Origin of the sequence: Erythrobacter sp. Dej080120_24 (genome assembly GCF_036322605.1) — a bacterium.
In the GTDB taxonomy this organism is placed as follows: domain Bacteria; phylum Pseudomonadota; class Alphaproteobacteria; order Sphingomonadales; family Sphingomonadaceae; genus Erythrobacter; species Erythrobacter aurantius.
Map to the genome: position 1 here is coordinate 1,348,333 of NZ_AP027262.1, position 12,243 is coordinate 1,360,575.

Sequence of the window (12,243 nt, forward strand, 5' to 3'; positions counted from 1 at the left end):
TGCAATTCACCGCGTCCCGATTGCGCTGAAAGCGCGAGGTGTTAGGCGTTGCGGATGAAGAAGCTTTTCTGGGTCGTCGCCGGGTTTGGCCTGCTTTCCGTGCTGGTTGCAGGTCGCATGGGAAGCGGCGATTTTGCCGCGCTGCAAGAAGCTTGGGCAGGGCCACAAGGTGCCATCGTCGCTACCGGGTTGCCGCCGCAGATCGAATTGATCGAACAGGTCGCAGATGACAGCGGCTGGCGCGTCGATTGCAAACGCCCGGATGGCGAACTGACGCTGGTGCAGTTCACCCCGACATTCTGGGCGAAGTTCGAGGACGAGGAGCTCTTGCGCAGCGAGCTATCGCTGTTGGCGACTTCAACAGCCTTGCTGAAGGAACCGTCGGGCGATGGTCAAGCCTGTGGAGCAGGCACCGCTATCACCAGCAGCGAGGTGCTCGATCCGGAGGGCACCAAGGAACTGCTGCTGGCATACGGCACTGGTGCCGACATCGGGCCGCTCATCTCACTGGCGAAGAAGTGCAGCCTCAAAGGATTGGCGGTCAGGCCGCTAACTCAGGCCGAACAGGAATGGATCGGCGGTGAAATTCCGGCGGATTGGCAGGGCCTCGGCATCGAGTTGAGCAGCGCAAACAAGAACCAGTTCATCTGCTTTGGCGCACTGGCACAGCACCAGAACAAAGGCGGATAGAGCCAGCTACAGCGCCGGATTGGCGTAGAAATGCCAGGTGAAGATCGCCATCGCGCCGCGGTGCGGGGCCCAGCGTTCACCGAGCTCGCGTGTTTCCTTTTCCTTTGGCCGTTCATCCAGTTCGAGCAGGCGTTTGACCCCTTCCTGCACCGCGAGATCACCGGCAGGCCAGATGTCGGTGCGGCCTTCGGCGAACAGCAGGTAAATCTCTGCTGACCAGCGGCCAATCCCCTTGATCATCGTCAGTTGCTCGATTGCTTCCTCGTCATCTGCGGGCAGCGCGTGAAAGTCGATCTGGCCCGCATCCACCAGTTCGCACAGGCTCCGGGCGTATCCCTGTTTCTGGCGCGACAAGCCGCAGGCGCGCAAAGTGTCGAAATCGCGTTTCAGCAGGCAGTCGGGGGTGAAATCTTCACCCAGTTCCGCCTCCAGTCTGTTCCACATCGAACTTGCCGCAGCGACCGACACCTGCTGGCCGACGATCGTGCGCAGCAAAGTCTTGTACCCGCGATCGCGCAGGCGCGGTTCGGGATAGCCGATGCGCGCAACCTCGCCAGCAACACGCGGGTCGGTTTCGCTGACCGCATCCAGCGCCGTCTTGATCTGCTCTGCCGTCAGCCCCACTCTTCAAACCTCTAGGTTGCCTTCTGCGGGGGAACGTCCTAGCGCACCTGCGATTGAATCCAAGCGCGCATCCTTGCGCTCAACCATTCTAAGAGGACACAGTAACCCAATGCCCAAGCTGATCGTCACCAATCGTGAAGGCGAAACGAGCGAGATCGAGGTCGAAGACGGTCTGACCGTGATGGAAGCGATCCGCGACAACGGTTTTGACGAATTGCTCGCCCTGTGCGGCGGTTGCTGCTCTTGCGCGACCTGCCATTGCTACATCGAAAGCGATGCGCTGCCTGAAATGAGCGAAGACGAGGACGACCTGCTCGAATCCTCCGATCACCGCAAGGAAAACAGCCGCCTGTCGTGCCAGATCCCGTTCACTGCGGAACTCGACGGGCTTAAGGTTACTATCGCCCCTGAAGATTGATGTTGTTTGATGGGAAGCGGCGAAACGCCTAATTGCGATCCCATGAACATCACCAAACCTTTCGGCGATACACTCGCCCTTATCGGTAACACGCCGCTGGTCCGCCTTGCCGGGCCAAGCGCGGCTGCGGGCTGCGACATCTGGGGCAAATGCGAATTCGCCAACCCCGGATCGAGCGTGAAGGATCGCGCCGCGCTCTACATGATCCGGGATGCCGAGGCGCGCGGCGAATTGCAGCCCGGCGGCACCGTGATCGAAGGGACGGCGGGCAACACCGGCATCGGCATCGCGCTGGTGGCCAATGCGCTCGGTTACAAGACGATCATCGTCATGCCCGACAACCAGTCGAAGGAAAAAATGGATACGCTGCGGGCCTTGGGCGCGCAGCTCGTCCTCGTCCCGCCGACCAAATATGCCGATCCCGCCCACTTCCAACACGTCTCGCGCCGCATGGCGGAGGAGACGCAAGGCGCGATCTGGGCCGGGCAGTTCGATAATATCGCCAACCGCAAGGCGCATATCGAAGGCACCAGCCAGGAATTGTGGGAGCAGACGCAGGGCCGGATTGACGGTTTCACCTGCGCCGCAGGCACCGGCGGGACGATTGCCGGCGTCGGCATGGGATTGAAGGAGAAAAACCCCGATATCCGCATCGCCTTGACCGATCCGCACGGCGCCGCGCTCTACAATTATTACGCGCATGGCGAATTGAAGGCCGAAGGCTCCTCCGTCGCCGAAGGGATCGGGCAGGGGCGCATCACCGCCAATCTCGAAGGCGCGCCGATCGACACGCAATTCCGCATTTCCGACGAGGAAGGGCTGGTCTGGGTTGAACGGCTGCTGCGCGAGGAAGGGCTGTGCCTTGGCCTATCCAGCGGGATCAACGTCGCCGGAGCAATCGAACTGGGCAAGCAACTGGTCGCCGAAGGGCGGGACAACCCGCAGGTCGCGACAATCCTGTGCGATACCGGATTCCGTTACCTCTCGACGCTCTACAATGCCGACTGGCTCGCATCGAAGAACCTGCCGGTGTTCGATTGGCTCACTCAGAACCAAAGCGACTGATCGACAGGCCGGGTTTCGGGCGTTAGTCTCGGCAGGATGAAAGGCGTCAATTTCACTCGAAGGTCGCCCGGGGCCACGGAAGAATCTCTGCCGGATGCCGCGCCGCTTGGCGGGACCAAGGCCGAGGCGAACCAGCGTTTGCAGATCGGGCTTGTCGGGCTTGGCTCGATGATCCTGCTGATCGCGCTCGCCAATGTTCTGGGCACTCAGGCAGACCTGAACGAAGAGGCCGCGGTTCCCGACGCAGCGCCGACTACGGAACCCACCGCCGCCGCGCCGCAGCGCGATCCGCTGGCCGATGCCGGGATCGTGCCCGATATCCCGGCGGAACCCAGCCCGACGCCCACTGCCACGACGGCACCTCAACCTGCTCCTTCGCCCAGTAATGCGCCGCCTCGGCAATAGGGGCATCCTCGCCGCGCTCGCCATCTGCCTTGTGCTGGGTGGAGCCGTGTGGGTCTGGTATGAAAACCAGAAGGTATGCTGCGCCTTTCCTGATGAAATGGAGAAGCGGAGATTGGGATTGATGACCAGCCTGCCGCTGTATTGGCCTCTTGGCGCAGATGTCGCAGACATCGCCAGCGGCAATGCGCCGGTCCCGTGGCAAAGACAGGCGATGGAATGGCGGTTTGAGTTGGTGCCGCTCGATACCTTGTCGCCGATCCCCGCGCTTACCCCCGATGAGCCAGAAACCGATCCGCTGGCTGAACTGGACTATCTTGCAATAATCCAGCCGCGCGGGCTTTCACCGGCTGACAATGTCGCGCTGGATGAATGGGTGCGGGCAGGGGGGCGTTTGCTGCTGGTGCTCGATCCGCTGCTGACGGGCGAATACGACGTGCCGCTGGGCGATCCGAGGCGACCCAACGACGTGGCGCTTGTCCCGCCTGTGGTGGCGCGGTGGGGCTTGGAGATGCAACAGCCTGAAACCGAAGCCGCTTCGATCACAGTCATGCTGGACGGGGTTCCCTTTGGTGTGGAGCAGGCGGGCTTGATCTCGGTGATTGATCCGGACGCCGGAACATGCCGGATCGAAGCGGATGGCGTAATCGCGCAATGCGAGGTTGGGGCAGGCAGGGTGACGTTGATGGCCGATGCAGCCGTGTTCGAAAAGCGTGACCTTGCCGGAGAAAACGGCGCCTTGCTTCAACGGATTGCGGCCTATGCCTTCGATTGAATCCCCCATTCGGGGAAATCGCGGGATGCATTGCGATTATTCGGGACTCGGGCGGGGATTTGGCGGGAATATTGCGCGATTCCAGCGGGCTGGAACGGGAAATTGCGGGATTCTCCGGGTTTGTCGGGGCGTTTCCGCAGAAAATTGCGAGGTTGAAACATAGGTAAATCAATTATTTACCAAGTAATCCCGTGATTTTCCCACAAATCCCCTAGTCACCCGCCTGCTTCCCGGATATTACCGGGTTCCATCAAACATGCCGTTTTGATCCGCGTCGTCCTCTTGTGATCGGCGTGCCGCCCTCGCTCGCGCGTTGGTGGCAGCGGGGAAGCTGTGCCCGGTCAAGGGTCGAAAAAGGCGGCAGGTTTGAGGAGGTCAGGAAGGCCGGCAGGGGTGTCGGCCATATGGGGAAGGGGTACCGCGCGTGTCAGCGCCCGGAGCATATAGCGGATATGCCTACTCGCCAGCCGGCGACAAGGGCCGCTTTGTCCTGCCTCCGACCTTCCGCAAGGCTGTGAAGGAAAGCTCCGGCGGGTCAAAGACGCTGTGCCTCGCGGTGCATGACAAATTCGATTGTCTGGTCGGTTTCGGCCTGTCCCGCATCGAGCAGTTGCAACAGCGGCTCGACGATGAAAAGATCACCGCCCGCGAAACCCGCGATCCCGATTTCGATTACGATACCCGCGCGCAGCAATTGTTCGGCTTTGAACAATTGCCGTTCGACGACAGCGGGCGCTTTGTCATGCCCGAACACCTCAAGGAACTGGGCAATGTCGGCGAAGGGTTGTTCTGCCAGGGTGCGGGCGATTTCTTTCTGATCTGGAACCCCGCCGAACTCGAACGCATGGGCCCCGCCTACAAGGGTGCGCAGGCCGCCTGCCGCAAGCTGGTGGCCGAAGCGCAGGCCAAGGCCGCCAAGAAAGGCGGTGCGAAATGAACGCGCCGCACATTCCCGTACTCCTCGAAGAAGTGATCGCCGCCATCGGCCCGCGTCCCGACATGACCGTGATCGACGCGACTTTCGGAGCGGGCGGCTATTCGCGCGCCTTGCTGGACGCTGGCGCGCGCGTCCACGCTTTCGATCGCGATCCCAACGCCATCCGCGACGGTGCGGCGATGGTGGAGGAATTCGCCGGTCGCCTGACGCTGCACCCTGCATGCTTTTCCGCCATGCGCGAGGAAATGACCCGGATCGGCGTGCCGCTGGTCGATGCGGTGGTGATGGATATCGGCGTGTCCTCGATGCAGCTTGATCAGGGTGAGCGTGGTTTTGCCTTTTCGGCTGACGGTCCGCTCGACATGCGGATGAGCCAGTCGGGGACGAGCGCAGCGGACTTCCTCAACAGCGCGGATGAGGCTGCGATTGCGGACGTGCTGTACCAGTATGGCGAGGAGCGCCAGTCGCGCCGCGTCGCCCGTGCGATTGTGGCCGCGCGTCCGCTGGAGACGACCGGCGATCTCGCCCGCGTGGTGCGCCGCGCGTTGGGGCACAAGCCGCACGACAAGAAAGACCCCGCGACCCGCACGTTCCAGGCGGTGCGTATCCATGTGAATGACGAACTGGGCGAACTCGCTGCCGGACTGGTTGCGGCAGAGGCGCTGCTGCGCGAAGGCGGAGTGCTCGCGGTGGTGAGCTTCCACAGCCTCGAAGACCGGATCGTCAAACGCTTCCTGCGCGAAGCATCCGGGGCAGGGCGCGCGGTGTCGCGTCATCTCCCCGGCGAAATTGCCGGCCCGGCGCCGACCTTCACCCGCGTTTCCAAGGCCATCCGGCCCGGCGACGCCGAAATCGACGCCAACCCCCGCGCCCGATCCTCCACCCTGCGCCACGCGATCCGCACCGGCGCCCCAGCCCGCGAAAGGACATTTGCATGATCGTTACCGGTTCCCGCATCCGTCAGATTGGCTGGGCTGCCGTGCTCGCGGCCTGTATCGCGCTGTTCGCGGTGCTGAGCTTCAACGTCCACGCGGTGAAGAGCGAAGTGCTGCTGGCGGAGCGCCAGATCATCGCGCTGGAGCGTGAGACGCTGCTGCTCGAAACCGAATTCCAGACCCGTGCGAGCCAGCGCCAGCTGGCCGAATGGAACGCGGTGGAGCTGGGATATCGCGCCCCGCGCGCCGACCAGTATCTCGATAACGAGCGCCAGTTGGCGAGCCTTGGCACACCGCTTGGCCCCGATGCGCCCGCTCCGATCCGCGTTGCGCGCACCGATCTGGCTAGCGCCGAGCAGGTTGCCGACCGCCCGATGGTGTCGCCGGTCACCGGCGCACCCGTAACCCTCGCATCCGCCAGCCAGACAGAGGATGCAGCGGCGATGTTCACCGATGCATTTGGCGATTTTCTAATCGACGCATCACCCATTCGTGCCGCCAACGCACGCACCGCCATGGTTGAGCAGGCTGGTCGCAGCTCCGAGGGTGCCGAATGAATGCCTTCGCCCTGAACGCGGGGCACGAGCCAACTCTGGACCTGTTCGGCGCGCCGCAACCAAGCGAGCCTAGCCCCACCTTGCCTGTCGGGCGGGTGAAATTTGTCCATTTGCGCTACAGCATGCTCGTCACGGCGCGCTTGCGGCTGTTCCTGCTGCTGGGTGTGTTCGCACTGGTGACGGCGGTGGCGCTTATCCGGATCGGCTACCTTGGCCTGGTCGGAGCCGCACCCAACCAGACCAGCCTTGACGAAGCCCTGCTGCCGCCGCGCGGCGAGATCACCGATCGCAATGGCACACCGCTTGCCCGCACCTTCCCCGCCTATGCGCTGTGGTTCAATCCCAAGGCGATGGGCGATGACGGCGATCCGCTGGTGCGCGAACCGGTCGAAGTCGCGGCGCGGCTGAAAGAGATTTTCCCCGATCTAGACGTGCGGCGCACCGTGCGCATCCTGTCGTCCGATCGCGGCGGCTATATCCTGCGCCGCGTGTTGCCCGAGGACGCCAACCGAGTGTTCGAACTGGGTGAGGTCGCGCTGGAGATTCCGCGCGAATATGATCGCCACTATCCCCAAGGGACACTGGGCGCGCATATCCTTGGCTATGTCATGGAAGGCAAGGACCGCGAGCTGGAAGGGCGGCTGGGGATGGAGAAATATCTCGACCCGCAGCTTTCCGATCCAGTTTCGCGCGGCGAGCCGTTTGCGCTTTCGATCGATCTGCGTGTGCAGGGCGCGCTGGAGGATGAACTCGGCCGCGGGATGCTCGCCACCGATGCCAAAGGCGCGGCTGGGATCGTGCTCGATGTCGATACCGGTGAAATCATGGCGATGGCGTCGCTGCCCGCGTTCGACCCGAACCTGTCCGACGTTCAGCATTCGCCGCATATCTTCAACCGAGTCACCAATGCGACTTACGAACTGGGTTCCACATTCAAGCCGCTCGCCATCGCGGCTGCCATCGATGCCGACCTGATCGGTTCGCTGCGCAAGGAATGGGACGCGAGCCCGGTGGAAATCGCCGGACGGCGTATCCGCGACCTGCACCCCAAGGGCGATACGCTGAACGTGCCCGAAGCACTGGTCTATTCGTCCAACACCGTCACTGCTCGCGTCGCCGACGAACTGGGGCCGGAACGGATGCGCAAGCTGATGATCGATCTGGGCATGAACAAGCCAGCCGAAATCGAATTGGACGCCCGCGGCAAGCCGCAATGGCCGTTGGAACAGCCCAACGGGCAATGGTCGCGCATCACCAATATGACGGTGAGTTACGGCCACGGCATCGCCGTCACGCCGCTGCACCTTGCCAATGCCTATGCCGCGATGGTCAACGGCGGGTTCTATCGCGATGCGACGCTGCGCAAGGTCGAACCGGGCAAGGCTGAGAAGGGCCGCCGGGTGTTCAAGGCTTCGACCTCCTCACGCATGCGCCAGTTGCTGCGGATGATCTCGATGTATGGCACCGGCCGCAGCGCCGATGCGCCGGGCTACCGCGTCGGCGGCAAGACCGGCTCGGCGGAAAAGGCCGGGGTGGGCGGATATCGCGAGAAATCGCTGATCGCTTCGTTTGCGGCGGCATTCCCGATGGATCGCCCGCGCTATGTAGTCGTCACCGTGCTCGACGAACCGCGTGGCACCACCGCCAGCCAGATGCAGCGCACCGCCGCCTTCAACGCGGCGCCTATCGTGGGTGAACTGGTCCCTCGCATCGGCCCGATGCTGGGCGTACGCCCCGATGCGACGCGCGATGTCGATATCTCCGATCTCCGCTTCCTGGTGGAGGGGCGCCGATGAAGCTCGAAGTGCTGACCGAACGGGCTGGACTGAGTGTCGCGGGCGCGTCGGGCGTTTCTGTCACCGGCTTCGCGATCGATCATCGCAAGGTCGCACCCGGAACCGTGTTCGGAGCGTTTCGCGGGACGAAATTCAATGCCGAGGATTTCATCCCGGCTGCCATCGAAGCGGGTGCGGTCGCGGTTGTCGCCTCGCCCGAAGCCCGCGTCGAAGGGGCGCTGCACATCGCCAGCGCAGAACCGCGCCGCACCTTTGCGCAATTGGCCGCAGGGTTCTTCACCCCCGTTCCCGAAACCGTGGTGGCTGTCACCGGCACCAACGGAAAGACTTCGACTGCCGAAATGACCCGCCAGATATGGCGCATGTGCGGAGAACGGGCGGCGAGCATCGGCACTCTGGGCGTGACCACCCCCGACGGGAGCATTTCGACCGGGCTGACCACGCCTGACATCGTCACCTTCATGAACAATATGAGCGGGCTTGCCCGCGAAGGCGTGACCCATGTAGCCTATGAGGCATCGAGCCACGGGCTATCGCAATTCCGCAACGAAGGTCTGCGGGTCAAGGCCGGGGCATTCACCAATTTCAGCCGCGATCACCTCGATTATCATGAGACAATGGAGGAATATTTCGCGGCCAAGATGCGCCTGTTCGACGAAGTCGTCGAGGATGGCGGAGACGCGATCATCTGGAACGGCGGGGAAGAATGCGAGTGGGCCCGCCGTGCCATCGAGCACGCCAAGGCCCGCGGCCTGCGCGTGCTTACTGTGGGCGAGCGGGGCGATTTCCTCCGCCTCGCCGCCCGCGATGCTACCCAGCTGGGCCAGACATTGACGGTGGAATTCGAAGGCTCGACCCGGACCGTCAAACTGCCGCTGATTGGAGCCTATCAGGCGGCCAATGCCTTGGTATCCGCCGGGCTGGCGCTATCGACCGGGATGGAGCCATCCCAGGTCTTCGACGCGATCGGCCGCTTGCAGCCGGTTCGTGGTCGGCTTGAACGCGCTGTCATCACCCCGGTCGGCGCGCCGGCCTATGTCGATTACGCTCACACGCCCGACGCGCTTGAGGCCGCGATTGCCGCGCTCAGGCCGCATGTCGATGCGCAGCGCGGCGGGCGGTTGATCGTGGTGTTCGGCGCGGGCGGCGATCGTGACAAGGGCAAGCGCGGGCCGATGGGCGAAGTCGCGGCGCGCGCGGCGGATCTGGCGATCGTCACCGATGACAATCCGCGCGGCGAAGATGCCGGGGAAATCCGTTCGGCGGTGCTTGAAGGCGCAGCCGGTGCAGCGCACGTGAGGGCCATCGCCGGACGCCGCGACGCGATCCTGGCCGCTATCCGGGAAGCGGGTGCCAACGACATCATCCTCATCGCCGGAAAAGGCCATGAGCAAGGACAGATAATCGGGTCTGGAGACACTATGCAAATTCTGCCGTTCGACGATGTTCAGGTGGCGCGCGAATGTGCTGCGGAGGTTGCCCCATGAACGCGGCGCGGGCTCTGCTGCGGCAATGGCCGCTTGATCCGCGCGATGCCTTGCCGCTGTCGCTGTGGGATGCGGCAAGCATAGCAGCTGCGACCGGGGGCAGGGCGAGCCACGCTTTCCAGGCATCGGGCGTCGAAATGGACAGCCGCGATGTCCGGCCAGGCGATGTCTTCGTCGCGCTCAAGGGCGAAGCGATGGACGGCCACAAGTTTATTCCCGCGGCCTTTGCCAAAGGCGCAGTTGCGGCGATCACGGATCGCCCGGTCGATTTCCCGCATGTGCTGGTCAAGGACACGACAGCGGCGCTCCACGCGCTTGCTCATGCCGCGCGCGAACGCAGCAGCGCGGTGCGAATCGGCGTTACCGGATCGGTCGGCAAGACCGGGGTGAAGGAAGCGATCTTCGCCGCGCTGGATCGGGCTAGCCGCGGCGCAGCGCATCGCAGCGTGCGCAGCTACAACAATCATGTCGGCGTCCCGCTCAGCCTCGCCCGGCTTCCGGCCCGCGCGCAGTTCGGCGTGTTCGAAATGGGGATGAACCATCAGGGTGAAATCGCGCCGCTGGCCGATCATGTGCGTCCGCATGTCGCGCTGATCACCACCATTGCGCCTGCGCATATCGAAAACCTCGGCAGCATGGAGGCGATAGCGGATGAGAAGTCGCAGATCTTCACCGGTCTGGTCGAAGGCGGCACCGCGATCATTCCGGCCGACAGCGAATATGCCGATCGCATGATTGCCAACGCGCGGGGCTTGGGCGTGAAGGTCGTCACCTTCGGTCGCAGCGCGCATGCCGATGTGCGGCTGCTCGATGCGATACCCAGCGCCAATGGCGGATCGCTTGTCACAGCGGACCTTGGCACGGCACGCCTGTGCTATTCGGTGGCAGAACCGGGTGAACACTGGGTCGCCAATTCGCTTGGCGTCATGGCGGCTGTGCGCGCTGCGGGCGGCGATCTGGCAAGCGCCGGTCTGGCGCTGGCGGAAATGGGCGGGCTGAAGGGCCGCGGTGCGCGTTTCAGCATTGATGCTGCTGGCGGCAAGGCGCTGTTGGTGGATGAAAGCTACAACGCCAACCCGGCTTCGATGCGTGCCACGCTGAAGGCGCTGGGCCAGACTCCCGCGCATCGGCGCATCGCGGTTCTGGGCAGCATGAAGGAGCTGGGCGATTTCGCTGAAGGCTTCCACGCGCAGCTGGCAGACCCGCTGCAAGAAGCGAAAATCGACCATGTGATCCTCGTCGGCGACGAGATGCGCGCGCTCGCTGCGGAATTGGGGAGAAGATCCGCCAATTCGCTTGGCTTTGCCCCGCAGTTCGCGCATTGCCAAACCCCTGTCGAGGCGATTGCGGCGCTGGACGATTTCGGGCTGATCCACGGCGACGCGGTGTTGGTGAAGGGTTCCAATTCGGTCGGGCTCGGCAGGCTGGTTTCACACTATACGAGCGCCCCGTCATGAACGGCGCCAAGGGATCGTAATGCTGTATCTGCTCGCGGAATGGCTTGGCTTTGAAGGCATTTTGAACCTGGTGCGTTACCAGACGTTCCGCTTCGGCGCGACGCTGATGACGGCGCTGGTTTTCGGCCTGATCATCGGGCCGCGTTTCATCAACATGCTGCGCGTGCGGCAGGGCAAGGGCCAGCCGATCCGCGAAGACGGGCCGCAAAGCCATCTCGCCAAGCGCGGAACGCCGACGATGGGCGGGTTGATGATCCTCGTCGCGCTGACGGTTTCGCTGCTCTTGTGGATGGACCTGACCAATCCGTTCGTCTGGGCCTGCCTGGCGGTGACGATCGGTTTCGGCGTGATCGGCTTCATCGACGATTATGACAAGGTGTCGAAGAACAGTCATGCCGGGCTTTCCGGCCGGGTCCGCCTGCTGCTGGAATTCGCGGTCGCAGGCGTGGCGAGCTATCTTATCGTCAGCCAGATCAACACCAATCTCTACATCCCCTTCCTTTCGAACGTCGCGATCCCGCTGGGTCCGGCATACTATGTCTTCGCGGCCTTCGTGATGGTGGGGGCAGGCAATGCGGTGAACCTGACAGACGGGCTGGATGGCCTCGCTATCATGCCGGTGATCATCGCGGCGGGGACATTCGCGATCATCGCCTATCTTGTCGGGCGCGCCGATTTCAGCGCCTATCTCGGCATCCCGTACGTCCCCGGCGCAGGGGAGCTGGTGGTGTTCTGTGCCGCGATAATGGGAGCGGGGCTTGCCTTCCTGTGGTTCAACGCGCCGCCTGCGGCGGTGTTCATGGGCGACACCGGGTCGTTGGCGCTAGGCGGAGCCTTGGGCGCAATCGCGGTCGCGGCGCATCACGAAGTCGTGCTGGCCATCGTCGGCGGCCTGTTCGTGTTCGAGGCGCTGTCGGTCATCATTCAGGTTTTCTGGTTCAAGCGCACGGGCAAGCGGGTGTTCCGCATGGCCCCGATCCATCACCATTTCGAACAGCTCGGCTGGAGCGAGAGCAAGGTCGTGATCCGTTTCTGGATCGTAGCCATCGTGCTTGCGCTGATCGGGCTCGCCACGCTCAAGCTGAGGTAACGCAAGACCG

At 63.4% G+C, this 12,243-nt stretch carries 13 protein-coding genes; 12 read left to right on the forward strand and 1 reads right to left on the reverse strand.

What is annotated here, in order from left to right:
• Nucleotides 1-54 precede the first annotated feature (54 nt).
• Entirely contained in the window at nt 55-690 is a 636-nt protein-coding gene (locus tag AABA34_RS06405; RefSeq protein ID WP_338304395.1) for a hypothetical protein, read from the forward strand.
• Between the two features lie 6 nt (nt 691-696).
• On the opposite strand, the gene AABA34_RS06410 is transcribed toward AABA34_RS06405, so the two are convergent.
• On the reverse strand, nt 697-1,314 hold the full coding sequence (locus AABA34_RS06410) for a DNA-3-methyladenine glycosylase family protein (RefSeq protein ID WP_338304397.1): 618 nt from the start codon (nt 1,312-1,314) through the stop codon (nt 697-699).
• Nucleotides 1,315-1,423: 109 nt separating this feature from the next.
• On the opposite strand from AABA34_RS06410, the gene AABA34_RS06415 reads away from it, so the two are divergent.
• The 11 genes from AABA34_RS06415 (at nt 1,424) to mraY (ending at nt 12,233) form a co-directional block, all read left to right on the forward strand.
• Nucleotides 1,424-1,732 carry a 2Fe-2S iron-sulfur cluster-binding protein gene (locus AABA34_RS06415; protein ID WP_034952459.1) on the forward strand — a complete coding sequence of 103 codons (309 nt, stop codon included), beginning with the start codon at nt 1,424-1,426 and terminating at the stop codon, nt 1,730-1,732.
• A 42-nt stretch (nt 1,733-1,774) separates the two neighbouring features.
• Complete coding sequence (locus tag AABA34_RS06420; protein ID WP_252260194.1) at nt 1,775-2,797, forward strand: cysteine synthase A; 1,023 nt, start codon at nt 1,775-1,777, stop codon at nt 2,795-2,797.
• Between the two features lie 36 nt (nt 2,798-2,833).
• On the forward strand, nt 2,834-3,202 hold the full coding sequence (locus tag AABA34_RS06425; protein WP_338304398.1) for a hypothetical protein: 369 nt from the start codon (nt 2,834-2,836) through the stop codon (nt 3,200-3,202).
• On the forward strand, nt 3,183-3,974 hold the full coding sequence (locus AABA34_RS06430) for a hypothetical protein (protein WP_338304400.1): 792 nt from the start codon (nt 3,183-3,185) through the stop codon (nt 3,972-3,974). Before AABA34_RS06425 ends, AABA34_RS06430 begins: the two co-directional genes overlap by 20 nt.
• A gap of 424 nt (nt 3,975-4,398) precedes the next feature.
• Nucleotides 4,399-4,911, forward strand: a complete 513-nt coding sequence (locus AABA34_RS06435) for a division/cell wall cluster transcriptional repressor MraZ (RefSeq protein WP_034952465.1) — start codon at nt 4,399-4,401, stop codon at nt 4,909-4,911.
• On the forward strand, nt 4,908-5,849 hold the full coding sequence (gene rsmH / locus AABA34_RS06440) for a 16S rRNA (cytosine(1402)-N(4))-methyltransferase RsmH (protein ID WP_338304401.1): 942 nt from the start codon (nt 4,908-4,910) through the stop codon (nt 5,847-5,849). Before AABA34_RS06435 ends, rsmH begins: the two co-directional genes overlap by 4 nt.
• Nucleotides 5,846-6,403: a hypothetical protein gene (locus tag AABA34_RS06445; RefSeq protein ID WP_051699575.1), complete on the forward strand. Its 558-nt coding sequence runs from the start codon at nt 5,846-5,848 to the stop codon at nt 6,401-6,403. The genes rsmH and AABA34_RS06445 overlap by 4 nt, the downstream gene beginning before the upstream one ends.
• Before the next feature lie 122 nt (nt 6,404-6,525).
• Nucleotides 6,526-8,199, forward strand: a complete 1,674-nt coding sequence (locus tag AABA34_RS06450) for a peptidoglycan D,D-transpeptidase FtsI family protein (protein WP_338304703.1) — start codon at nt 6,526-6,528, stop codon at nt 8,197-8,199.
• Nucleotides 8,196-9,686: a UDP-N-acetylmuramoyl-L-alanyl-D-glutamate--2,6-diaminopimelate ligase gene (locus tag AABA34_RS06455; protein ID WP_338304402.1), complete on the forward strand. Its 1,491-nt coding sequence runs from the start codon at nt 8,196-8,198 to the stop codon at nt 9,684-9,686. Before AABA34_RS06450 ends, AABA34_RS06455 begins: the two co-directional genes overlap by 4 nt.
• Entirely contained in the window at nt 9,683-11,143 is a 1,461-nt protein-coding gene (locus AABA34_RS06460; RefSeq protein ID WP_338304403.1) for a UDP-N-acetylmuramoyl-tripeptide--D-alanyl-D-alanine ligase, read from the forward strand. Before AABA34_RS06455 ends, AABA34_RS06460 begins: the two co-directional genes overlap by 4 nt.
• A gap of 19 nt (nt 11,144-11,162) precedes the next feature.
• Complete coding sequence (gene mraY / locus AABA34_RS06465; protein WP_034952475.1) at nt 11,163-12,233, forward strand: phospho-N-acetylmuramoyl-pentapeptide-transferase; 1,071 nt, start codon at nt 11,163-11,165, stop codon at nt 12,231-12,233.
• Nucleotides 12,234-12,243: the final 10 nt, after the last annotated feature.